Consider the following 21,786-nt stretch of genomic DNA (forward strand, 5'->3'; position numbering starts at 1 on the left):
TGCGTGAAATCACTAGAGATGATACTGCATGATCGGTTTGGCCGATGACGTCAGGCCGACGCGGCGATCCCGGCAATACAGTCGCGCAGCCATACTGTGGCCGGGTGATCATCCACCCGACGATGCCACATCATCGCTAGCGAAAAGTCGGACACCGCGATCGGTGGCTCATGGACGACGATGCCCAAACTGACCGCAGCGAACCGCTTGGCGACCCGCGAAGCGAGCGTGGCGATGAGATCGGTCTCGGCGACGACGAACGGGGCAACCAGGAACTGCGGCAGGCTCAGCACGACGCGGCGCGTTAGGCCGAGCACGGCGAGCTTACGGTCCACCACCCCTGTGCGATCTCCCTCCGGCGATACCAAAAGATGGGGGGCCGCCGCGAACGTCTCGATGTCGGCACCTTTTGCAAAGGCTGGATGGCCGGGCCGCGCAATGCAGGCAAAGCCTTCCCGGAGGATCAGGCGTGTCATGATGCGTGCCGAAGTGTCGACGGGGACGCTGAGTGCAAGGCTTGCCTCGCCACTGTCGAGGAGGTCGACGACTTCATCCTTGCCGAAAATGCCGCGGACCCGCAGCTCAAGACGAGGTGCCTCAACCGCCAGCCGTGCCAATAGGGAAGGCAGTAGGACAAAGGCAGCGTAGTCGGTCATTGCGATCGTCACGATGTGATCGGCTAACGCAGGATCGAAGCCATCCTTTTGCAGGACCGATTGCATGAGCTGGAGCGAAGACGAGATCGAGCCTGCTATATCATCAGCCCGCGGTGTCGGCAGCATACCTGTCGGCGACCGTACGAACAATTCATCGTCGAACGCCTCGCGCAGTCTGGTGAGCGCACCGCTCATGGCAGACTGGCTCAGGCCGATGCGCTGGCCAGCACGTGTGACGTGGCGCTCTGCGTACAGGGCATCGAACGCCTTCAGCAGATTCAGGTCAAAGCCCGCTACATTCATTCGAGAGCCATAGGAGAATGAGGTCAGCCGGGAAAGCGATCGGAAATAAACTTGATCCCGCCCTTCTTAAAGAGAACGGCCTTCCGGGAGCGGGGGCCCGCCCCCGTTGCCGTGTTCGCTGTGATATGAAGGAACGACTGAAGTTGGCAGCCGCGAATAGCTTGCAAACGTCCACAAATGGGTCGTGGAGATCGAAAACCACCTTAGGCAGTTAGGCGTGTTTCTGGCGAACCCAACTATCGCGTTCAGCGAAGATCGCCTGCATCTCTGCCATGTTCTGGGTCCCCCAAACGCATAACGGCTCGAGTGCCTGGGCAAGGCTCTGACCAAGCTGCGTCAGCGTGTAGTCGACGCGTGGCGGTACCTCCTTATAGTCGTTCCTGCGCAATACGCCGTCCGCTTCGAGCTCCTTGAGATGCTGGATTAGAACCTTGTCGCTGACGTCGCGTACCGCGCGCTTGAGCTCGCCGTAGCGCGTCGGTCCACGCAACAGGAAATACAGAATGAGCGGCTTCCATTTGCCAGAAATGATCTTGAGCGTCGCGTCGAGGCCGCAGGTGAAGGCAGGTGCAACGGGAGCGGGCTCGGCAATGGCGGGGCTCAGATGATCAAACATAATTTACACTTACCAAAAGGTGCATACTTGCTCGTAGGTAGGTCCAGCGCCAGCTGCATGCAACCAAAACTGGAGGCATGTATGAATAGGCTAGAAAGCAAGACGGCGATCATCACCGGGGGCGGCACGGGCATCGGCCTGGCGTCGGCAAAGCGCTTCATCGAGGAGGGGGCGTTCGTCTACATCTTCGGCCGGAGACAGGACAAACTGGACGCGGCATTGGCTACCCTTGGTACGAATGCACGCGCGGTAGTGGGATCGGTCACCGATGCCGACGATCTCGACCGCCTGTTTGACACAGTGAAGCAGGAGCGCGGCACGCTCGATATCCTGTTTGCCAATGCTGGGACTGGTGCACTCGCGCCGCTCCCCGAGATCACGTCGGAGCATTACGACGAGACCTTCGCCATCAATGTGAAGGGCACGATCTTCACGGTGCAAAAGGGCTTGAAGCTGATGGGCCAAGGTGGGTCAATCATCCTTACCGGCTCAACGACCGGCGTGATGGGAACGCCCGCGTTCAGCATCTACAGCGCTTCAAAGGCTGCTGTTCGTAACCTCGCACGCAGTTGGGCGCAGGATTTGCGTGGTACGGGTATTCGCATCAATGTCCTGTCGCCAGGACCAACGCTCACCGAGTTGGCGGCCGAGGTTGTGGGTCGCGATGCCATGATCGAGATGGGGTCTACCACGCCGATTGGGCATGTCGGCGACCCTGCCGAAATCGCAGCAGCCGCGGCGTTCCTCGCATCGTCGGATAGCAGTTTCATGACGGGTAGCGAGCTGTTCACCGATGGAGGCTTGGCTCAAATCTGAGGTCCAAGGCCAGCGGGCGAAAAAGCCCGCTGGCCTTGGACATGGTACCGGTCAAATTCCCGTGGTCAGACCAAGGATGTACGTTCCTCCGCCAGGCCCTCCAGAACCCGAGTAGGCGATGTTCGCACCGGTACGGACTACCCGCTTTTCCGAAAGTCACGCCGGCTGTCCATTTCCGCCGGTCGAACCGAAAATCTGGCCTGTCGAATAGCTCAAGGACGGATCGGCCGCGGCAACGTAAAGCGCCGCAATTTCTGCTGGCTGACCTGCTCTTGCCATCGGCGAGTCTCCACCAAAGCTGCGCAACTTCTCGGGCGTCGCCCCGCCGCTGACCTGCAGTGGAGTCCAGAACGGACCGGGCGCAACTGCGTTGACGCGGATACCGCGGCTGGCAAGCTGCTTGGCCATGCTCTTGGTGAAGTTCAGCACCGCAGCACGCGTTAGCGCATAGTCGACGATGTCGGGGGAAGGATTGCCAGCCTGTTCGGAGGACGTGTTGACGATCACCGCGCCCGCACTCATCCGTTCGAGTGCCGCCTTCGTCAGCCAGAACGGTGCATAGACGTTGGTCTTCATCGTATCGTCGAAGTCCTGGCTCGAGATATCGGCGATGCCGGGACGCGTCTGCTGACGGGCCGCATTGTTGACCAGAATATCGAGCCCGCCAAGCTGTTCGCTGGCTTGCTGCACCAGCCGACGGCAAAAGCGTTCGTCGCGCAGATCCCCTGGAATTGCGACCGCCTTGCGACCCTCGGCCTGGGTCAAGGCAATGACCTCGCGAGCATCCGGTTCTTCGGCCGGCAAATAGTTGATAGCAACGTCCGCGCCCTCTCGCGCATACGCAATCGCCGCAGCGCGACCGATGCCGCTGTCTCCACCAGTTATCAGGGCCTTCTTACCCGCCAGCTTGCCTGAACCCTTGTAGCTTTTCTCGCCATGATCGGGACGCGGCGTCATCTTTGACGCAAGACCGGGCCAAGGCTGCCGTTGTACGGGGTAGGGGGGCTTGGGATACGCTGCGGCAGCCGGTGTCGTCGCGGCGTTACTGGCACCACTTTGTGTCGCGGCGTTTGCGACGGTCGCCGCCATGGCACCGGCGGTAATGGCTGCCCCCGTCACGAAAGTCCGTCGTGTGGTATCGGTCATCGTCATAGCTCCCGGAATGATCACAATTCCAAGCGCTAAACGATTGCTTCCGTTCCAAATTCGGCCGTTGACCGCGTCGTGTCCTCTGCACGCGACAGCATCTGCAAAATGGACCCTCTTCGAGACAGATGAGCATCAGCAAGCGGCATTTGACCTGCCTCTAGCCACGCTTGCGACGCCGAACGTGTCAAATGAACGAGCATCTAATGGGGATGCCAAGAACGTCGCGTGCGTGACCGAGACTGAGTCCTGCAGCCCGCTTCGTCAGGCCCTCATTACGGCGTAGCAGGCAATAGCAACCGTGTGCCTTCTCGGATCGTTACATGCGCTAAAGGAGAGTAGTCATGGCCGCCCCACAGGACGAAGAACCGGGTTTCGAAACCGACGTCAACGAACTGCCGGATAGTAATAACAGTCCGGAAGATAGCCTTGAGGATAAGCCGTCGCCCGATACAAAACAGCCAGACGATATCGAGGAGGCCCAGAAGGAAGGTGCCGAGGAGAGAGAAGAGGGCGGCCTGTATTGAATTGCGAAGGGGGCGTTTGAAGCGTTTTGATTAAAACGTACTCCGAATATCCCCCGTGTGTAAGCATATCCCGCAAGGCCGAGTGGTCTGCATCACCACTGCGCTCTAACAGAACCGGTATTGTCAACGCGGTTGGTGTATCGGCCGCTTTGACATCGGTCGATCGCTTAGAATTTGCCTGACAATCAGATCTCGGTTTATGATAACGGTCATGCGTCATTCGCGTAAAGTTTGTAGCGCGGATGAACGTTTTGGAGCACCAGATGCTTAATTGGCTACGGCCTCCTTCTTGAGCATCGCGTCCTTGAGCGTATTGCCTGCGATCCCCCCGGCAGCGACCGCAACAACAACATTGCCGACGAAAAACTCCACAATACCAACGACGCTGCCGAAGGCGATCAATGCGGACGTCGTTACCGGCAGCGCGGCCGTCGCCTTACCGATCGCGACCTTCGCCTCTTGGCGAACGATCCGAAGCCGTTCGAACACGGGCTCGAGCGGTCGACCTTGATCGACTGCCGCGATCAGATCGCCCAGCGCATGATGCAACGCCTTCAGCTGTTCCAGGGCTACCGCCCGATCAGCATCGACCGGGCCTCCATTGTCGCGGGCGAGCTCTTCATCATCGATCAACCGCTGCACAGCTTCCAAGGCAACCGGCGCTAATGCCTGAACGACAGCGGCATGCTCGCGCAGGGAAGGGCGCCCGGTCCACCTTGCCGAACTGACCGCATCCGGTCCGCGAACCTCGTCCCACAGCGCCTTGAACTGGTCACGGACCATCTCACGCCGCAGATTGCGATCCTTCGTTTCCCGAGCATGGCGTACAAACGCTTCAAGGCTGGGCTGTGCCGCGACAAAGGCCGGCGCCAACGGCCGCAGGTCGGTCCGGCCAAGCAGCGCCCGGCGGAGCGCCTTGTAGCGCGTGTCGTCCGCCAGATCCTGGATGCCGTCGCAAGCGCCAAGGCATAGAGTTTGCAGACGCTGCAGCGCCTCCTCGTCGTTCAGCCCTTCCGGCCAGTGTGTTCCTGAATAGCCCATCGCATTCGATCCATTTCGACTCAGCTGACGGTCGGATGCACGAATGTTTGCCTGTAGGACATAGCAAGAACATCAAAGGGCCAGAACGTCGCTAGACATACGCGTAGCGATGATGTTGGTGGACAGCACCGATGCCGATCCGCCCCGAACATGTCTTCCTGTACCCGATCGATTGGCCCCAGCTATCGCATCTGGTCCGCTTCGTGCGCGCAGGCGGACGCTGCGAACATTGCGGGCGCCCACACGGGCAACGGGTCTTCCACATGGGCGACGGACGCTGGTGGGACAAAGGCCGGTCGTATTGGCGTAATGGCGACGGCAGACGTGTTCGCCGACCGATCGAGAACATCCTCGACTTAGGCAAATGGACACCGGTGGTGCTGGCCTGTGCGCACCTCAATCATGACCCCAGTGACAGCGCGCTTAACCAGTTGGCGGCGCTCTGCCAGCGCTGCCACATGATTTACGATGGCCCTGAACATCGTCGTCGACGTTGGATGAACGCACATTACCGGCGTGCGCTCGGCGATCTGTTCTACGGCCCATATCCGATGCGGGGGGCGGACTGGATCACCCCGACACCCATCAGCATGCTCGATGACAGCCGATCGCTATACGCGAACGTCCGGTAGCTCGGAGCACCGGAAACGCTGTGCCGGCTGCGTCCGGGCAAAAAAAGGGGCCGCCAAAAGCGACCCGGGAAGTTTTTAGGAGAGGATGCCTGAAAGGCGTCACCTTGGTATCCGGCAGGCCGGGCAATGGCGAATGCAAAACTGGCTAATCCGGATTGCATTTCATGCACTTGGCGGGATGTCGGAGCCAAACTCATCCCTTGGCTAGCTCGGCGATAAGGCACGGCTGACGAAGGTTCGATAGCGCGGGAAACGGACTGGATCCGGCACGCCGATCCGCATGCCCAATGACAGTCGTTCGCATACGCGCATTCACGGTCGCCCGCCTCCGCGGCACATAGCCAAACGCGCTTCGCAACGTTCGCAGGCAGAACCTTATCCACATGAGTCTCAAGTCTGACGCTTGACCAAACGGTTCCGGTAACGGAACATAAAGTGAACAGGTAGAGTCTAGACATTATGATCACCGCCCTCGAGTCCCTGCCGACAACCATCGCCCACCTGCGGACAATCGCAACGCCGGTGGTGGATCACCGCATCATGCCGTTCGGTATCCCTGCGCTCGACGATCGCCTCGCAAGCAGGGGCCTTCGCACTGGAGCGCTGCACGAGGTCGCCGCACAAAGCTGTGCGATGGTCGACGATGCCGCAGCAACGCTGTTCCTCGCAGGCATCGCCGCGCGAGAAGCGGCGCATACAGGCGGCCCGGTGCTGTGGGTGAGCTGTCGCAACGATCTCTATGCGCCGGGCTTGGAGCAGGCGGGGCTATCATCTGCCGACTTGATTCACGCACAACCCCGTGACGATGCAGCCTTGCTGGCCGTCGTCGAAGACGCGGTGCGCGATGGAACGCCGTCAGCGGTGATCGCCGAGGTTAGCCGGATGTCGATGGTGGCGACCCGGCGCCTGCAACTGGTCGCGGCCGACGCCGACATTCCCGTTCTCATCCTGCGACGCAGACGTAATCGCGACCAGGATCCGCTCGCCGAGCCGTCCGCGGCCTGGACGCGCTGGCGGATCGCCAGTGCGTCGTCCGAGCGCCTGGGCGTCGCCGGCGTCGGCCGATCGCGGTGGCAGGTCGAGGTCGCACGGCAACGTGGCGGCGAAGCATTTTCGATGATTTTGGAGGGCTGCGATGAGACGGGTTGTCTCGCTGTTCCTGCCGCACTTGGCCATCGAGCGGCTGAGACGGCTGGACCGGCACGCTACGCGGCCGCCTGAGCGGCCAGCCCTTCAGCTTCCCGTCGACGACGATCCCGGTGCGTGTTCGGTGCCGCGGGGCGGCGGGTGGCGGCCGGGCGCGCGCTGGGCGCGTGCCGACATGCCGACCAGGCAGGATGTGGAAGGTGAGATCGCAGCGCTGCCTGCGCATGCGAAACCACCCATGCGTGAACTTGGCCGACGATCGGAGGCGGCGAACCATCCGTTCCACGGACCAGCGCAAGCAGACAGTCACGACAGGGTCGCGGCGACCGTTGCGGCGTTCCACAGGGCACCGCTCGCGCTGGTCGGTAAAGTTGGCCGGCGCGAAGAGGTGGTGGCCGCCTGCGATGGCGCAGCTGCGTTGGGGATCACGATCGGCATGGCCGCGACCCATGCGCGTGCGCTGGTGTCCGATCTCGACATCCGACCGTCCGAGACGGAGGCGGATGCCGCGATGCTGGATCAGCTTGCGCTACGCGCGGTGCGCCGCTGGTCACCGATCGCCGCAGCCACACCGCCCGACGGGCTGTGGCTCGACCTGACCGGCTGCGCGCATCTCCATGGCGGGGAAGAACGGTTCTGCCGGCGTCTGCGCGCGTTTTGCCAGCGTGCCGGGTTCACCGCCCGCGTGGCGGTTGCAGACACACCGGGCGCGGCACACGCCATTGCCCGGTTCGGGCCTGCCGACATCGCGATCGTGCCCACAGGGCGGACGGTCGACGCGCTCAGCGGCCTACCGGTCGCGGCCTTGCGCCTAGCAGGCACTGCGCTTGTCGCCGCCCGCAAGTTCGGCTTCGAACGCGTCGCCGATCTTCTACCGGTCGCGCGCGGGCCTTTGGCACGCCGGCTCGGGCTGGCCGCAATCACGCGGCTCGATCAGGCACTCGGCGCGGTCGCCGAACCCATCACGCCGCGCACCGACGAGGTCATGCCGATCGTCGAGCGCCGGCTGCTCGAACCGATCGTCACCGCAGACGCGATCGCGCAGGTCATGGAGGATCTGCTCGGCGACATGGCCGAGCTGCTGCGCGCGAAGGGGCTCGGCGTACGATCACTACGGCTCGGTGGCCTACGCGTCGATGGCACCGAGCAGGTCGTGGCCGTCGGCACCTCACGCCCGACGCGCGAGGTTTCGCACCTGTTGCGGCTCATGAAGCTCAGGATCGAACGGATCGATCCGGGCCTGGGGCTCGAGCAATTCTATCTGGCGGCACCGCACACAGAGCCGCTCGACGCGGTCGATCTTGGCGCGGTTCTCGCCGGTGAGGTACTCGTGCGTGATCCGGCCCGTCTCGTCGACGTCGTTGCCGGCCGCATCGGCGCTGACGCCGTGTTCCGGATCGCCCCTGTTGAAAGCCACGTGCCCGAGCGCGCCGTCATGCGCGCCGACCCGGTGGTGGCGCCCGCGGGCTGGCCGAAATGGCGACGACCGACGCGCCTGCTGGCCAGGCCTGAACCGCTGTGGGGCGTCATTGCACTGATGCCCGATCAGCCGCCCCGGCGGTTCGAGTGGCGCGGCCGGCCGCACAAGGTCGTCGCAGGCGACGGCCCCGAGCGGATCCACGGTGAGTGGTGGCGCCGCGACGCGGAAGTCTGGGCGGTACGCGACTATTACCGCGTCGAGGATGAGACCGGCGGTCGCTACTGGGTGTTCCGGCGTGGCGACGGGTTCGTCGAGGACACCGGCGATCTGAGCTGGTGGATGCACGGCGTGTTCGCATGACCGACTATGTCGAACTCCAGGTCCTCACGCACTTCTCGCTGCTACGCGGCGCCTCGAGCCCCGAGGAGCTGTTCGCGGCTGCCGCGCTGCTCGGCTATCCGTCGATCGGGGTCAGCGACATCGGCACGGTCGCGGGTGTGGTGCGCGCATGGGAAGCGCAGAAGGCGACGGGCGTTCGCTCGATCGCCGGCACACGCGTCAATCTGTCCTGCGGCCGGCAGTTGCTGCTCTACCCGACCAACCGCCCCGCCTGGTCGCGCCTGACGCGTCTGCTGACAGTGGGCAAGAAGCGGGCGGGAAAGGGGGGGTGCCTCCTCCACTGGAATGACCTCGAACCCTGGTCGGAGGGCATGATCGCCATCCTGCTGCCGGTTGAGCCGGACGAGGATAATCTGGCAGCGCTCGCCGACCTGAAGACACTCTATGGCCGGCGTGGGTATATGGCATTGTTCCAGCGGCGCCGGCCGGACGATGCCGTGCGGATCGACGCGCTGGCGCAGCAGGCAGGTGGCGCTGGCGTTCGCGCGGTGGTGACGGGCGACGTCCTCTATCACGCGCCCGAAGCACGGCTACTGCAGGACGTGGTGACGGCCGTGCGCGAGAAATGCACCGTCGACGAGCTTGGCTACCGGCGCGAGGTCAATGCCGACCGTGCGCTCAAATCCCCCGACGAGATGGTCCGGCGGTTCAAGGCGTATCCCGATGCGCTGCGGGCCAGCGTCGACATCGCGCGGCTATGCACCTTCGATCTGGGCGAGCTGGCCTATCAGTATCCGCATGAGCGGCTAATCGACGGGCTGACCGCGCAAGAAGCTTTGCAGAAGCTCGCGGAAGACGCTGTCGACGTAATGTTCAACGGCGCGGTGCCGGCTGCCTATACCGAGCAGATCGCCCATGAGATGAAGCTCATCGGCGAGCTTGGCTATGCGCCGTATTTCCTGACCGTCTACGCGATCGTCCGCGAAGCCCGCCGGCGCGGGATCCTCTGCCAGGGCCGCGGTTCGGCCGCCAATTCCTGCGTCTGCTTCGTCCTCGGCGTTACCTCGATCGACCCGATCAAGCATGAGTTGCTGTTCGAGCGGTTCGTCAGTGGCGAGCGCCGCGAGCCGCCCGATATCGACGTCGACTTCGAGCATGAGCGTCGCGAAGAGATCATCCAGTGGATCTATGAGACCTATGGTCGCAATCACTCCGCGCTGACCGCCGTCGTCACGCGCTACCGCGCACGCGGAGCGGTCCGCGACGTCGGCAAGGCGCTCGGCCTGCCCGAGGATCTGACCTCGTCATTGGCAGGGCAAGTGTGGGGCTGGTCGGCCGAAGGCGTCGGCGAAAAGCAGGTCAACGAATTGAACCTCGACATCGGCGATCGTCGCCTGCGCCTCACGCTCGAGCTAGCCCGCAAGCTCATCGGCGTGCCGCGCCATATGTCTCAGCATCCAGGCGGCTTCGTTCTCACCCATGACCGTCTCGACGATCTCGTCCCGATCGAACCCGCCGCGATGGAAGACCGCCAGATCATCGAGTGGGACAAGGATGACATCGATGCGCTGAAGTTCATGAAGGTCGACGTGCTGGGTCTCGGCATGCTCGGCTGCATGAATCGCGCCTTCAACATGCTCGAGGTGGACAAGGGGCTTCGGGTCGGTTTGGCCGATCTGCAGGACGATGATCCCGACGTCTATGCGATGATCTCGAAGGCCGACACGCTCGGCACCTTCCAGATCGAAAGCCGCGCGCAGATGAGCATGCTGCCGCGCATGAAACCGCGGCGCTTCTATGATCTCGTGATCCAGGTCGCGATCGTACGACCGGGACCGATCCAGGGCGACATGGTTCACCCGTATCTGCGTAGGCGTGAAGGGCTGGAGAAGCCGGAATACCCGCGGCCCGAATTGCGCGCGGTGCTGGAAAAGACGCTCGGCGTGCCGCTGTTCCAGGAGCAGGCGATGAAGGTCGCGATCGTCGGCGCGGGGTTCACGCCGGCCGAAGCCGACCAGCTCCGCCGTGCCATGGCGACGTTCAAGTTCACAGGGGGCGTGTCGCACTTCAGCGAAAAGCTCATCGGGGGCATGGTCGAGCGCGGCTACCCGCGTGAGTTCGCCGAACGCACCTTCCGTCAGCTCGAGGGCTTCGGGTCTTACGGCTTTCCCGAGAGCCACGCGGCCTCATTCGCCAAGATTTCCTACGCATCGTCGTGGATGAAGCATCATCACCCGGACGTGTTCTGCGCGAGCCTGATGAACGCGCAGCCGATGGGGTTCTATGCACCCGCCCAGATCGTTCGCGACGCGCGCGAGCATGGCGTCGTGGTTCGCCCCCCTTGCGTCAACGCAAGCCGTTGGGACTGCACGCTGGAGCCGTATGGCGGGCGGTACCTCGCCGTACGGCTGGGACTCCGGCAGATCCGCGGTCTGTCCAATGCGGACGGCGCCAAGATCGTCGGCGCGCGCGAGCTGACCGCGTTCGAAAGCGTGGAAGATGTATGGCGACGATCGGGCGTCCAGCGCGCGGCGATCGAGAAGCTCGCCGACGGCGACGCCTTTCATAGTTTCGGTGCCAATCGTCGGCAGGGCCTGTGGAAGGTGAGGGGGCTCGGCGAAGCGCCGCTGCCGCTGTTTGCCGCGGCCGACCGCGCGGACCAGGCCGTCAGCGCGGAAGGGATCGAGCCCGATGTCGAACTGCGCCCACTGACCGATGGTCGTGAGGTTATCGAGGACTACCGGGCGCTGCAGCTCTCGCTGCGCGCACATCCGCTGACTTTCGTGCGCGACGAGCTGGCGCGCCGTGGGGTGACCAAGTGTGCGGACCTGGCGACCATTCGCGACGGACGCCATGTCGAGGTCGCCGGCATCATCCTTGTTCGCCAGAAGCCCGGGTCTGCCAAGGGCGTGCTATTCATCACGATCGAAGACGAGACCGGGATCGCCAACGGCATTCTGTGGCCCGATCGGTTCGAGCGGCAGCGCCGCACTGTGATGTCCGCGTCGATGATCGGCATGAAGGGCAGGGTGCAGAAGGAGGGCGAGGTCATCCACGTCATCTGCGATCGGATTATCGACCATGGCGACCTGCTGCACCGGGTCGGCGAGATGTCGTTCCCGCACCGGACCGGTCGCGGTGACGGTGCCAAGCATGCCGGCTCCCCCGATCGTGGCGACAAGGGCCGGAGCCCTGCCCCTTGCAACTCTTACTGGCCGCCCCATGCGGACGGCATGGATCCGGAAGCTGTCATGAAGTTCAAATCTCACGACTTTCATTGATGGCCAAGCTCGTCCGTCATCAACGCGTTGTCATCGCGCTATCGGTGCATATCTTGCGGGGCGGCGTTGCGCGCTGCTCGGACGCTCGGGTCGATGTCGTCGAGATCCGGTTGGCGCTGCGCTGCCTGCTGCCGCACTGCCCGGAACGCTGGCCCCTCGAGCTCTACTGGGATGCCGCCCGGCAGGAAAACGAGATCGGCAGGGCACAGGGTGTGACCGCTGCGTTCAACGGGATCGTCCGCCAGTTGCGGCGCGCCGGCTGTTATGAAGAGGTAACCGAACCGTGAGTATGCGACTACCGCGAGCAGCCATTGCTCGCGTTCCCGAAGGCACGCGGATCGTCAGCGTTGAGCGAATGTCGCGGGCTTTTACCAAATACCATCTGGATGACGGACGCGCACTGCACCGGTTCAAGATGGAAGAGCCGCATGCGACCCCGCATGATCACCCCTGGAGCTTCGACACCGAGATCCTTGATGGCGGCTATGTCGAAGAGGTGTTTCACCTGGATCCAAACGGCGGTTGGCACAGCGAACTGGTTCACCGACTCCCTGGCGAAACCTACCATGTCGACGCTGCGCACATTCACCGCATCGTGGAGCTGCCGACGGGTGAGTGCTGGACGCTCGTTCGCGCAGGTCCCCACACACGCGAGACCCGGTTCTGGCGGTTCGGAGAAGTGGTTCAGTCCCGGGCGTGGCATGAGCGCCGATGGACGCGCTTAAGATAAGGCATCACGGCAACGGTCGATCCACCACAATATTCATGACGGCGTTGGCCGGGGAAGGGCATCGAGCGCTGCCGATACCTGCAGGCGCAGATCGTCGTCCCGGGTGATCTCCAGCATCGCACTGAGGCTGCTGCGGGCGCCGGCCACATCACCTGCGACCAGTTGAAGTCTGGCGCGCTCCCACCAACCATGGGCATGCGTAGGCGCCACGATCGTCATACGGTCGTACAGGACCAGCGCGCGTGCGGGATCCCCGGCCTGCTCGGCACGGGTCGCCTGGTTGAGCAGCAGGCGGACGAGCGCCGACCGGTTCGATAGGGGAAGCATCCCGTCGGAAAACCGGGCCTGGCCCGTCATCTGCTCCAACAAGGCTTCCACCTGTTCAGGGGCGACGATGCGCCCGTCATTGAAGGGATCGATGATGAGAACATCCGATACGTCACCGAGGCGGACAAGGACGTGGCCGGGGGTATTGAGCGGCATCGCCGACCAACCCAGGCGGCGCGCCATCGCCACATAGATAATCGACAGACTGATCGGCAGCCCGAGCCGCCGATCGACGACCGCGATCAGGTCCGCATTCTGGGGATCGTCGTAGTGCGTGCGGTCACCGGAGAATCGGAACTCTTCAACCATCACGCTGCTTAGAGCCTGGGCCTGGGCGACGCTGTTCGCTGCGTCGCCGTCAGCGGCGCGCAGGGCTATTTCTATGTCGGTCAGCTCGTCGAGATATTCATCGAGATCGACATCCGGATGATCGAGCGCTGCGAGTTCTAGGGCGGCCAGATCAAGCTCAATCTCCCCGTCTTCCATCAGCCCGAGATGAAGAATGGTATTGGTCATGAAGCGGTAGATGGGGGCTTTTCCAATCGTTCCTATGACACGGCGGGCTAGGGGGGCCGGTGAACGTCGCGTCATTCATTCGCGCTGGCCAAAGACGACGATCCGTTCGAAGCCGTGTTCGCATGCCCCGCGCAGCTAATCTGGCCCCGATAGGCCCGCGGCCAAGTCTCGCTGGCACACCGTGTCGCAGGACTGTGCGACCCATGTCATTGCCGAGTGCATTATGCTCGGGCATCGTGACACTATGAACGAGCAAAACAGTGATTTCGAACAGGCGGCACAGATTGTCGAGGCGTTCTCCGAAAGCGAGACCGACGAACGCATTCTCGAACTGCTGACGCGGATCGCAGCCGCGATCCGCGATCACGCAATAGACAACTAAGGCAGCGACCATGTGCAATCGCGCCCGCATGCTCGGTGAACCCGAAACCCATTGGGAGTCTGCTGCGAAGATCTTTAGCGAGCGACCGCGCGACAACCGGTTCGATCCGCGCGAGCTTCGCCCCAAGAGCCGAAATTATGTGGTGCGGGAACAAGACGGCGAGCGTGCCTGGGATGTGATGTCGTGGGACGTGCTGGGCGGGAAGGCTCCATGGCCGATGACCAACGTCCGTAACCTGGCCCTTCCACAGTGGCGCAAACTCGAGGAAAAGCCGGAAAACCGTTGCCTCGTGCCGTTGACCGAGTTTTGCGAATTCACGCCCGACAAGCATGACTTAGGTGACGGCAAACCGCCGCTCAAAGGCGAAATGTGGTTCAGCGTGATCGACCAGCCCGTGTTCGCAGTCGCCGGTTTTTGGCAGCACACTGCTGAAGGAAACGGGTTCACGATGGTCACGTGCGATCCCAACACGCTGGTGGCGCCGATCCACCCGAAAGCCATGATCACGATCCTGGATCCTGCCGACATCGATACGTGGCTGCGCGGAACCTACGACGATATCGTTGGCCTGCAGAAACCCTATGACCCTGCCAAGATGACCGTCCGGGGGCCTGTCTTCCCGACACGCAGCAAGGAACGGTAGCGTTCAGCTATCCTTGGCATTCGAAAATGACCGCACCGAACGATCCATTGTGTCCGCTGCGTGTTGTAAGGCGGTGACAGGGAGCCGAGACGATGACGCAGGATGACGAACGCTGGATGCGCGAAGCGATCGCGATCGCCCGATCGAAGGGATCCGATCCCTCGACCTCGCCGCTGGGGTGCGTGATCGTACTTGATGGCAAGGTTATCGCGGGCGAGCGCAACCAGACGAAGGAATTGCCGGACGCGACCGCGCATGCCGAGATGATGGCGATCCGACGGGCGTGTGAAAGCACCGGGGAGTTGGAACTGCGCGGTGCGACGCTCTACTCCACGCTGCAGCCCTGCGGCATGTGCACGATGGCATCGATCTGGTCGAAGGTCGGCCGCGTCGTTTACGGGGCGGGCCGCGACGATGTTCATGAGATGTATTTCGAAGCGCAGCACGTCGACACGTTGGCGTTCATCGGCGACGCCTACCGCGACGATATCGTCATCGAGGGAGGGTGCCTTCGCAACGACTGCGCCAAGCTCTATTATGGTCCCGACGCTGAGCTGCCAGTCGACGAACAGGCCAATCTATAGCCCGCTGCGGCTGCGCGAAACCGAACGAAACTTACCCCTGAGTCGGTGCGTTACGGCGGTGCCGGAGCAGTTTGCTTCGCGGCTATCCGCTCAGCGAGGACACTATCATGGGCCTGTTTTCCAAAGACATCGTGACGTTCGACGACCTGTTCCTGCATCAGCTGCAGGACGTTTATTACGCGGAAAACCAGATCACCAAGGCCTTGCCTAAGATGGTCGACAAGGCGACGGCACCAGCACTGAAGCAGGGTTTCGAAACCCATCTGCGTGAGACGGAAGGGCAGATCACGCGCCTCGAGAGCATCTTCGACCTGCTCGGCGAGAAGGCAAAGGCAGTAACCTGTCCGGCGATCGACGGCATCATCAAGGAGGCCAACGAAGTCGCTGGCGAGATTGAGGACAAGGCCGTGCTCGACGCCGCGCTGATCGCGTCGGCACAGGCTGTCGAGCATTACGAGATCACGCGGTACGGCACGTTAATCGCTTGGGCGAACCAGCTCGGCCGCGCCGATATCGCAGCGATCCTGAAAGAGACGCTCGACGAGGAATATGCGACCGACGACAAGCTGACGGCGATGGCAACGTCGAGTGTGAACGCAAAGGCGGAAGCGGTTACCGCATAAGCGTTTCAGTGTCGGGGGGCCGATGCCCCCCGACCATTTTCAGCTTTTCACGAAAGGCACGTTCGATGGCCGATGATATTGCATTCACGCTTCCCGAAGCCTTGCGTGCGCAAAAGCATATGCGCGATGCGCTAGGCCTGGGCGAGGAGCGGTTCCCAGTGCCCGCCTTCATCAACATGGTAAGCGACGAGATCGAGCAGCTCCGCGACGCTGGTAGAAGCGATAGCGAAATCGCTGCGCTCGTCGAAGAATCGAGCGGTCATGCGCTCACCGAAGCGGATATAGCGCGCTACTACACGCCGGTCGAAGACCGGCACTCCAACGAGCATTGAATCCGCCCCTACCAAGCCAGCGATTACGTCCCTTGTCAGGGGCAGGGGGCACAGGTTTGCTGTTCTGATCGGGACCACCGATCGCCGCGTCGGAGTAAGCAGGAACAGATGGCGACTGGGGGGCTTTATAACTGAAGGCCGTCTGGAGTGATCTTATGTTCAAAGATGCCGTGATCAAATCGATTGAGCTTAACGGTTTTCGCAGTTCGGTTGGCGTTGCTCCGCTGCCAAGTCGGCAGGAACGACGTCGCGAGGCAGCAAAGGTAAAACGACTGGCTCCCAAACACTGTGCGTGCTGCGCCCCGGACCAGAACTGATGGTCGCAGACCGGCCTTCGCCAATGGAAGCCAAGCTCGTAAATGAGCTGCCGGTCGAACCGGGCTGGCAATATGAGCCCAAATGGGACGGTTTCAGAGCGCTGGTCTTCCGTGATGGCGATGCCGTCGACATCCTTTCCAAATCGGGAAAACCGCTCGGTCGCTACTTTCCCGAGATAGTCGCGCTTGTCGCATCGGTCCCGCAGGAGCGATTCGTGCTCGACGGCGAGATCATCCTACCTATCGCGGACATCCTCTCGTTCGATGCGCTTCAGGCACGGCTGCATCCGGCGCAAAGCCGGATCGATCGCTTGGCGAAAGAGACGCCTGCGCAGCTGATGCTGTTCGATTGCCTCGGCTTCGATGATGCCGACCTAATCAATGCGCCGCTCTCGGCTCGCCGGAGAGCGTTGGAGTCGTTCCATGCGCGACATGCCCGCGCTGGTCTCCTGCTGTCGCCCTGTAGCGATGATATCAACGATGCTACGGCCTGGTTGGCGACGAGCGGCGGGGCACTGGACGGCGTCGTCGCGAAACGGCTGGACGAGCCTTACCGTGGCGGGGAACGCGCCATGCTGAAGGTGAAGCAGCATCGCAGCGCGGATTGCGTCGTAGGCGGCTTCAGACGGGTGAAGGAGGGTAGCGAGGTGGCATCGATCCTTCTCGGGCTTTACGATGATAGCGGAAAGCTCAACCATGTCGGCTTCACCTCAGGTATCGCCGTGGCCGACCGCGCGGCGCTTACCGCGAAGCTCGAGCCGTTGATTGAAGCCCCGGGCTTCACCGGCAAAGCTCCCGGCGGTCCCAGTCGCTGGAACGACGGTCGTGAGAGTGAGTGGGTCCCCCTGCGGCCAGAGCTCGTCGTCGAAGTCCTGTACGATCAGGTGACCGGGAACCGGTTCCGGCACGGTACGCGCATCCTGCGCTGGCGTCCCGACAAGGCACCTGAGGCGTGCACGATGGATCAGCTGGAGCATGAGCTTCGCCCTGCTGAACTGGGCATAGCATCATGACCGATTCCTCCTCCAGCGATGCCCTGGCGAAATACCGGGAAAAGCGGGATTTCGCCAAGACCGCCGAACCTGAGGGCAGGATCGCTAAGGCAGGGGGCAACCGCTTCGTCGTGCAGAAGCATGCCGCGTCCCGGCTGCACTATGACTTGCGGCTCGAACTCGACGGCGTTCTCAAAAGCTGGGCCGTCACCCGAGGACCCAGCATCAATCCTGACGACAAACGTCTTGCGGTTCGCACCGAAGACCACCCCGTTGAGTACGCCGCGTTCGAAGGCACGATCCCGAAGTGCGAATATGGCGGCGGGACGATGATGCTATGGGACACGGGAACGTGGGAGCCGCTTGCTGGCAAGGACCCGAGCAAGACACTGCCCGAAGGGCATCTCCACTTCTTCCTGCATGGGCACCGCCTGAGGGGCGAATGGATGCTGTTCAGGCTCAAGCCGCGCGGAAAGGAGAAGGGCGAGAACTGGATCCTGCGCAAGGTTACCGACGATCAGATCGGCGGATCGGAGGATCTTGTCGGAACATACCTCACCGGGGTCATCAGCGGCCTGACTATGGAAGAGATTGCCGCAGGCAAGCGAGGCAAGTCGGGTGCGTCGGCAACGCCTTCCGCAAAGCCTGCGACGAAAGCTGCAAAAGCACGAGCGACAGGCCGTAAGAAGGCAGGCTCACCCCCGCCATTCCAACCTGTCCAGCTCGCGACGCTTGTCGATCATGTGCCCGCCGGCAACGCCTGGCTGCACGAGATGAAATATGACGGGTATCGAACACTGGTGGCGGTCGGTGGGGGGACGGGCAGGGCCTACACGCGGTCCGGGTTGGACTGGACGGACAAGTTCGCGGGCATCGTCGCTGACGCCGCAAAACTGGATGCGCCGTCGGCTCTTATCGATGGTGAGGCAGTGGTCGTCGACGCGGCGGCCAAGACCGACTTCCAGGCGTTGCAGGCCGCGCTGAAAGGAGACCCGGACGCGATCCTGTACTACGCGTTTGACCTGCTGGCGCTCGATGGTGAGGATCTGACCGGACTACCGCTATCGGAGCGCAAGGCGAAGCTTGCGGCCCTGCTCGGGGGCGGCACTGACCGGATCCGCTACTCGGACCACATCGTCGGCCGCGGCGAGGAGCTGTTCGAGACGTTTTGCGCCGAAGGTCTCGAGGGTGTCATCTCGAAGCGCGCGGACGCGCGCTACGCCGGCTCGCGGTCCGGCAGCTGGCTGAAGACGAAGTGTATCCAGAGACAGGAGTTCGTCATCGTCGGCTGGTTGCCGTCCGACAAGCAGCGAGGGTTCAAGTCGCTCCTCTTGGGCGTCAACGAAGACGGTCATCTCCGCTATGCCGGCAAGGTCGGAACAGGGTATACGGGCGAGGAGATCGACAAGCTGATGGATCTGATGACGCCGCTGGCCGTCACGAAGCCGACCGTCACCGCACCACGCGCAGCCGTACGCGGCGCACGCTGGATCAAGCCGCAGCTGGTGGCCGAAGTGGCGTTCATGGAAGTCACGGGCGACGGAGTGTTGCGCCACTCCAGCTATCTGGGTTTGCGTCAGGACAAGAAACCGGAGGCGGTCGTCGTTGAGAAGCCCGCGCCGGTGGCCAAGCTCGAGACGCCCGAGCCGTCCGTCGTCCGAGTGACCAACCGGGAACGGGTGATCTTTCCCGAGTCCGCAATTACGAAAGGCCAGCTTGCCGACTATTACTAGGCTGTGTCCGGCATCATGCTGCCATGGTGCGGGAGTCGCCCGATAAGCCTGGTCCGGTGTCCGCAGGGCAGAGGGAAGAAGTGCTTCTTCCAAAAGCATGACGCCGGCAGCTTCGGCGATCATGTCCACCATGTCGGGATTGCCGAGAAGGACGGACATGACGAACCCTATCTGTTCGTTGACGATGCCGAGGGTCTCGTCACCTGCGTCCAGATGGGTACGATCGAGTTCCACGGCTGGGGTGCGCGGATCGAAGACGTCGAGAAGGCCGACCGGCTGGTGTTCGATCTCGATCCCGATGGAGGCCTCGATTTCAAGGATGTCATTTCCGCGGCCCTTCATGTCCGCGACGTGCTGGCCCAGATGGGCCTTAAGACCTTTCCAATGGTGACGGGCGGAAAGGGTGTCCACGTCATCGCGCCGCTGACGCCGCAGGCTGAGTGGCCGGCTGTGAAGGATTTCGCGCACCGCTTGGCACTCGTCCTGGCCCAGTCCGAACCCGATCGATTTACCGCAGCCCTTGCAAAGGCCAAGCGAACAGGACGCATCTTCATCGACTATCTTCGCAATCAGCGCGGGGCGACGGCTGTCATGCCGTATAGTGCTCGCGCCCGCGAAGGCGCGCCCGTCGCCGTACCCATCACGTGGAAAGAGCTCGCTAAACTCGACCGCGCATCGGGCTGGCACATCGGCGATGCGGGCGCGTTATTGAAACGCGCGGCGTCCAAGGATCTGGTCGGTTGGGGACGCGCTGACCAAATTTTGCCCGACCTATGATCGTCTCTGTTCGCCTGGTGCCTCGATGAAGATCGCAACCTACAACGTGAATGGCATCAACGGTCGCCTGCCGGTGCTTCTGCGCTGGCTGGATGAGTCTCAGCCCGATGTCGTCTGCCTGCAGGAACTGAAAGCGCCGGACGAGAAGTTCCCTTTGAGTGCGATCGAAGCGGCGGGTTATGGCGCGATCTGGCAGGGTCAGAAGAGTTGGAACGGCGTCGCCATCCTCGCCCGTGGCGCAGAGCCCGTTGAGACCCGACGGGGGTTGCCTGGCGACCCGGACGACGTGCAGAGCCGCTATCTCGAAGCGGCCGTTGGCGGCATTCTGGTCGCAGGATTCTATCTACCCAATGGAAATCCAAGGCCGGGTCCGAAGTTCGACTACAAGCTCGCCTGGATGGAGCGCCTGATTGCTCATGCGGCCACGCTGTTCGATACCGATACGCCGGTCGTGCTGGCCGGCGACTACAATGTGATGCCGACCGAGATGGACGTCTACAAGCCGGAACGATGGATCAAGGACGCGCTGTTTGCGCCGGAGGTCCGGGCCGCGTTCTTTCGTCTGATCGATCAGGGTTGGCTGGATGCGCTACGGGCAAAGCATCCCGACGAAACAATCTACACGTTCTGGGACTATTTCAGGAACGCGTATGGTCGCAATGCCGGGCTAAGGCTCGATCATCTTCTCCTGAACGCCCCTGCGGCTGCGCGACTGGCGGACGCGCAGGTCGATCATCACGTCAGAGGGTGGGAGAAGACCAGCGACCACGCCCCTGTCTGGATCAAACTGAAGGCCGCGAGACGGAAGCGTTCCGCAACTTGATTGTCGGGCCGACGCACGCGATCATAACACTGTGAATTCCAATAATGCGTCGGCTTGGGCAGCCTATCCAACGCCGTTTAGACCTGCAGACCCAGGTCCCCATCCCACGTGAACTCGAGCATCGCGCTCAGGCTATTGCAGGGCCGGTGACGTCTGCTCATTATGAAGTGATGCGGCTGCACCTTGCCGGTGGTCAGGCGCTACCGCGCTGACCGTTTACCTTGCCAGCGGCAGCGTCGAGCTGCTCACGGTCGTTCCCGACTTCGGCAATCAGGTCACGCGCCTCCTGCGCACTCAATCCATGCTTCTGGGCGAAATACTCGACCTCGTAAGGTTCGCTACCCGAAACACGGCTGCGATCACGGTCGTCGGTCTTGCCCTTGTCGTCTGCCAATGTGTGTCTCCAATACGTTCTGATCCCAAAACGCTTGGCCCGCCGAGCGTTTCCTGGACGATGCATAATTTCACTGCTTGAGTAGCTTCGGCATTCAGGCTGGATCGACCATGATCAGTGGCCCTTGGTGACAGTTATCGAAGCCCCAATACGGAAATGTACGGTGCAGCAGATAGCTTAGTCAGATGATGCGCTCTCGTTATCAAGGCTGCGCGATCGTCGATTATGGCAGTTTGGGACCATCCTCGCGGGACCGCAACGAGCACGATCGCGAGCGACATGACGAACAGAGAAAGCCAGATCGCGATCTGGCCAAAGATGTGCAGCACCAACCCCATCCACGAGTAACTACGGCGCAACAGGACGGCGCTGCCAACGGCGACGAAGAATGCGACCGTCGTAGGCATGGTGATCGAGGGAGACCGGGATAGGGAGGCTTCCGCAAGCGGTGCCAATCCAATCGCCATAACCAGCAGCCAAGAAAACCCGAATATGAGGGTGCCAGACATGTCACCGAGTGCCGGGGGGCGGTGCTGAACAGACTGGAAAGCCTTACGCTCGTGCGTTGCCATCATGCTCATTTCGCTATACCCTATATAGTGAGGTGCATCATGCTTGATCCTAGTCAACCCATTATGTTCGACAGTGACTCGGCCCCTGGTCGGGGGACAGGAACATGGCAAATGGATC

Annotated in this window: 22 protein-coding genes and 1 pseudogene; 16 read left to right on the top strand and 7 right to left on the bottom strand. The window is 62.3% G+C overall.

Going from position 1 to position 21,786, the window contains the following annotated elements:
- Positions 1 to 50: 50 nt before the first annotated feature.
- Entirely contained in the window at positions 51 to 959 is a 909-nt protein-coding gene (locus tag ASE79_RS06755) for a LysR family transcriptional regulator (protein WP_056413817.1), read from the bottom strand.
- 211 nt (positions 960 to 1,170) lie between these two features.
- Positions 1,171 to 1,575, bottom strand: coding sequence for a winged helix-turn-helix transcriptional regulator (locus ASE79_RS06760; protein WP_056413820.1), 405 nt, complete (start codon positions 1,573 to 1,575; stop codon positions 1,171 to 1,173).
- Between the two features lie 81 nt (positions 1,576 to 1,656).
- On the opposite strand from ASE79_RS06760, the gene ASE79_RS06765 reads away from it, so the two are divergent.
- Positions 1,657 to 2,391, top strand: coding sequence for an SDR family NAD(P)-dependent oxidoreductase (locus ASE79_RS06765; protein WP_056413822.1), 735 nt, complete (start codon positions 1,657 to 1,659; stop codon positions 2,389 to 2,391).
- A gap of 156 nt (positions 2,392 to 2,547) precedes the next feature.
- Here the strand turns inward: ASE79_RS06765 and ASE79_RS06770 are convergent, their stop codons facing one another.
- A complete protein-coding gene (locus ASE79_RS06770) occupies positions 2,548 to 3,537 on the bottom strand; it encodes an SDR family oxidoreductase (RefSeq protein ID WP_200910332.1) in 990 nt (329 codons plus the stop codon).
- 344 nt (positions 3,538 to 3,881) lie between these two features.
- On the opposite strand from ASE79_RS06770, the gene ASE79_RS06775 reads away from it, so the two are divergent.
- The gene (locus tag ASE79_RS06775) at positions 3,882 to 4,064 is read left to right on the top strand and encodes a hypothetical protein (protein WP_056413827.1); all 183 of its coding nucleotides are present in this window, start codon (positions 3,882 to 3,884) and stop codon (positions 4,062 to 4,064) included.
- A gap of 267 nt (positions 4,065 to 4,331) precedes the next feature.
- Here ASE79_RS06775 and ASE79_RS20830 read toward each other — a convergent pair whose 3' ends face one another.
- Positions 4,332 to 5,105 carry a hypothetical protein gene (locus tag ASE79_RS20830; RefSeq protein WP_156359575.1) on the bottom strand — a complete coding sequence of 258 codons (774 nt, stop codon included), beginning with the start codon at positions 5,103 to 5,105 and terminating at the stop codon, positions 4,332 to 4,334.
- A gap of 131 nt (positions 5,106 to 5,236) precedes the next feature.
- On the opposite strand from ASE79_RS20830, the gene ASE79_RS20255 reads away from it, so the two are divergent.
- From ASE79_RS20255 to ASE79_RS20835, 6 genes are all read left to right on the top strand, one after another.
- Positions 5,237 to 5,737 carry a hypothetical protein gene (locus ASE79_RS20255; RefSeq protein ID WP_235516784.1) on the top strand — a complete coding sequence of 167 codons (501 nt, stop codon included), beginning with the start codon at positions 5,237 to 5,239 and terminating at the stop codon, positions 5,735 to 5,737.
- Between the two features lie 459 nt (positions 5,738 to 6,196).
- The gene (locus ASE79_RS06785; protein WP_235516785.1) at positions 6,197 to 6,958 is read left to right on the top strand and encodes an ImuA family protein; all 762 of its coding nucleotides are present in this window, start codon (positions 6,197 to 6,199) and stop codon (positions 6,956 to 6,958) included.
- On the top strand, positions 6,873 to 8,663 hold the full coding sequence (locus tag ASE79_RS06790; RefSeq protein ID WP_321163323.1) for a DNA polymerase Y family protein: 1,791 nt from the start codon (positions 6,873 to 6,875) through the stop codon (positions 8,661 to 8,663). Before ASE79_RS06785 ends, ASE79_RS06790 begins: the two co-directional genes overlap by 86 nt.
- On the top strand, positions 8,660 to 11,923 hold the full coding sequence (locus ASE79_RS06795; protein ID WP_056413834.1) for an error-prone DNA polymerase: 3,264 nt from the start codon (positions 8,660 to 8,662) through the stop codon (positions 11,921 to 11,923). Before ASE79_RS06790 ends, ASE79_RS06795 begins: the two co-directional genes overlap by 4 nt.
- Positions 11,923 to 12,210: a hypothetical protein gene (locus ASE79_RS06800; RefSeq protein ID WP_056413837.1), complete on the top strand. Its 288-nt coding sequence runs from the start codon at positions 11,923 to 11,925 to the stop codon at positions 12,208 to 12,210. The genes ASE79_RS06795 and ASE79_RS06800 overlap by 1 nt, the downstream gene beginning before the upstream one ends.
- A 68-nt stretch (positions 12,211 to 12,278) precedes the next feature.
- Positions 12,279 to 12,653 carry a hypothetical protein gene (locus tag ASE79_RS20835; RefSeq protein WP_156359576.1) on the top strand — a complete coding sequence of 125 codons (375 nt, stop codon included), beginning with the start codon at positions 12,279 to 12,281 and terminating at the stop codon, positions 12,651 to 12,653.
- A 33-nt stretch (positions 12,654 to 12,686) separates the two neighbouring features.
- On the opposite strand, the gene ASE79_RS06810 is transcribed toward ASE79_RS20835, so the two are convergent.
- Positions 12,687 to 13,496 carry a SirB1 family protein gene (locus tag ASE79_RS06810; RefSeq protein WP_056413843.1) on the bottom strand — a complete coding sequence of 270 codons (810 nt, stop codon included), beginning with the start codon at positions 13,494 to 13,496 and terminating at the stop codon, positions 12,687 to 12,689.
- Positions 13,497 to 13,740: 244 nt separating this feature from the next.
- Between ASE79_RS06810 and ASE79_RS20840 the strand changes: the two genes are divergently transcribed.
- The 8 genes and pseudogenes from ASE79_RS20840 (at position 13,741) to xth (ending at position 20,702) form a co-directional block, all read left to right on the top strand.
- Positions 13,741 to 13,878: a hypothetical protein gene (locus tag ASE79_RS20840; protein ID WP_156359577.1), complete on the top strand. Its 138-nt coding sequence runs from the start codon at positions 13,741 to 13,743 to the stop codon at positions 13,876 to 13,878.
- Positions 13,879 to 13,888: 10 nt separating this feature from the next.
- Positions 13,889 to 14,521 (top strand): SOS response-associated peptidase family protein, encoded by a 633-nt coding sequence (locus ASE79_RS06815; protein ID WP_056413845.1) that lies wholly within the window; start codon positions 13,889 to 13,891, stop codon positions 14,519 to 14,521.
- A 92-nt stretch (positions 14,522 to 14,613) separates the two neighbouring features.
- Complete coding sequence (locus ASE79_RS06820; RefSeq protein ID WP_056413848.1) at positions 14,614 to 15,105, top strand: nucleoside deaminase; 492 nt, start codon at positions 14,614 to 14,616, stop codon at positions 15,103 to 15,105.
- 107 nt (positions 15,106 to 15,212) lie between these two features.
- Positions 15,213 to 15,728 carry a ferritin-like domain-containing protein gene (locus tag ASE79_RS06825; protein ID WP_056415662.1) on the top strand — a complete coding sequence of 172 codons (516 nt, stop codon included), beginning with the start codon at positions 15,213 to 15,215 and terminating at the stop codon, positions 15,726 to 15,728.
- Between the two features lie 65 nt (positions 15,729 to 15,793).
- Positions 15,794 to 16,060, top strand: coding sequence for a hypothetical protein (locus ASE79_RS06830; RefSeq protein WP_056413850.1), 267 nt, complete (start codon positions 15,794 to 15,796; stop codon positions 16,058 to 16,060).
- A gap of 316 nt (positions 16,061 to 16,376) precedes the next feature.
- Positions 16,377 to 17,390, top strand: coding sequence for an ATP-dependent DNA ligase (locus ASE79_RS06835; protein ID WP_056413851.1), 1,014 nt, complete (start codon positions 16,377 to 16,379; stop codon positions 17,388 to 17,390).
- Positions 17,387 to 19,879: pseudogene (ligD, locus tag ASE79_RS06840) on the top strand (DNA ligase D). The gene ASE79_RS06835 and the pseudogene ligD overlap by 4 nt, the downstream one beginning before the upstream one ends.
- A gap of 25 nt (positions 19,880 to 19,904) precedes the next feature.
- Complete coding sequence (gene xth / locus ASE79_RS06845; protein WP_056413854.1) at positions 19,905 to 20,702, top strand: exodeoxyribonuclease III; 798 nt, start codon at positions 19,905 to 19,907, stop codon at positions 20,700 to 20,702.
- 193 nt (positions 20,703 to 20,895) lie between these two features.
- Here the strand turns inward: xth and ASE79_RS06850 are convergent, their stop codons facing one another.
- Together ASE79_RS06850 and ASE79_RS21390 are read right to left on the bottom strand one after the other, a co-directional pair.
- Complete coding sequence (locus ASE79_RS06850; protein WP_056413858.1) at positions 20,896 to 21,096, bottom strand: DUF3606 domain-containing protein; 201 nt, start codon at positions 21,094 to 21,096, stop codon at positions 20,896 to 20,898.
- A gap of 134 nt (positions 21,097 to 21,230) precedes the next feature.
- Entirely contained in the window at positions 21,231 to 21,677 is a 447-nt protein-coding gene (locus ASE79_RS21390) for a hypothetical protein (RefSeq protein WP_200910333.1), read from the bottom strand.
- Positions 21,678 to 21,786 lie beyond the last annotated feature (109 nt).

Source organism: Sphingomonas sp. Leaf28 (assembly GCF_001421685.1).
GTDB lineage: Bacteria > Pseudomonadota > Alphaproteobacteria > Sphingomonadales > Sphingomonadaceae > Sphingomonas > Sphingomonas aurantiaca.

Coding starts and splice junctions, on each gene's coding strand:
- ASE79_RS06755 (WP_056413817.1), bottom strand. CDS start 959: ATGAATGTAGCGGGCTTTGACCTGAATCTGCTGAAGGCGTTCGATGCC.
- ASE79_RS06760 (WP_056413820.1), bottom strand. CDS start 1,575: ATGTTTGATCATCTGAGCCCCGCCATTGCCGAGCCCGCTCCCGTTGCA.
- ASE79_RS06765 (WP_056413822.1), top strand. CDS start 1,657: ATGAATAGGCTAGAAAGCAAGACGGCGATCATCACCGGGGGCGGCACG.
- ASE79_RS06770 (WP_200910332.1), bottom strand. CDS start 3,537: ATGACCGATACCACACGACGGACTTTCGTGACGGGGGCAGCCATTACC.
- ASE79_RS06775 (WP_056413827.1), top strand. CDS start 3,882: ATGGCCGCCCCACAGGACGAAGAACCGGGTTTCGAAACCGACGTCAAC.
- ASE79_RS20830 (WP_156359575.1), bottom strand. CDS start 5,105: ATGGGCTATTCAGGAACACACTGGCCGGAAGGGCTGAACGACGAGGAG.
- ASE79_RS20255 (WP_235516784.1), top strand. CDS start 5,237: ATGCCGATCCGCCCCGAACATGTCTTCCTGTACCCGATCGATTGGCCC.
- ASE79_RS06785 (WP_235516785.1), top strand. CDS start 6,197: ATGATCACCGCCCTCGAGTCCCTGCCGACAACCATCGCCCACCTGCGG.
- ASE79_RS06790 (WP_321163323.1), top strand. CDS start 6,873: ATGAGACGGGTTGTCTCGCTGTTCCTGCCGCACTTGGCCATCGAGCGG.
- ASE79_RS06795 (WP_056413834.1), top strand. CDS start 8,660: ATGACCGACTATGTCGAACTCCAGGTCCTCACGCACTTCTCGCTGCTA.
- ASE79_RS06800 (WP_056413837.1), top strand. CDS start 11,923: ATGGCCAAGCTCGTCCGTCATCAACGCGTTGTCATCGCGCTATCGGTG.
- ASE79_RS20835 (WP_156359576.1), top strand. CDS start 12,279: ATGTCGCGGGCTTTTACCAAATACCATCTGGATGACGGACGCGCACTG.
- ASE79_RS06810 (WP_056413843.1), bottom strand. CDS start 13,496: ATGACCAATACCATTCTTCATCTCGGGCTGATGGAAGACGGGGAGATT.
- ASE79_RS20840 (WP_156359577.1), top strand. CDS start 13,741: ATGAACGAGCAAAACAGTGATTTCGAACAGGCGGCACAGATTGTCGAG.
- ASE79_RS06815 (WP_056413845.1), top strand. CDS start 13,889: ATGTGCAATCGCGCCCGCATGCTCGGTGAACCCGAAACCCATTGGGAG.
- ASE79_RS06820 (WP_056413848.1), top strand. CDS start 14,614: ATGACGCAGGATGACGAACGCTGGATGCGCGAAGCGATCGCGATCGCC.
- ASE79_RS06825 (WP_056415662.1), top strand. CDS start 15,213: ATGGGCCTGTTTTCCAAAGACATCGTGACGTTCGACGACCTGTTCCTG.
- ASE79_RS06830 (WP_056413850.1), top strand. CDS start 15,794: ATGGCCGATGATATTGCATTCACGCTTCCCGAAGCCTTGCGTGCGCAA.
- ASE79_RS06835 (WP_056413851.1), top strand. CDS start 16,377: ATGGTCGCAGACCGGCCTTCGCCAATGGAAGCCAAGCTCGTAAATGAG.
- xth (WP_056413854.1), top strand. CDS start 19,905: ATGAAGATCGCAACCTACAACGTGAATGGCATCAACGGTCGCCTGCCG.
- ASE79_RS21390 (WP_200910333.1), bottom strand. CDS start 21,677: ATGAGCATGATGGCAACGCACGAGCGTAAGGCTTTCCAGTCTGTTCAG.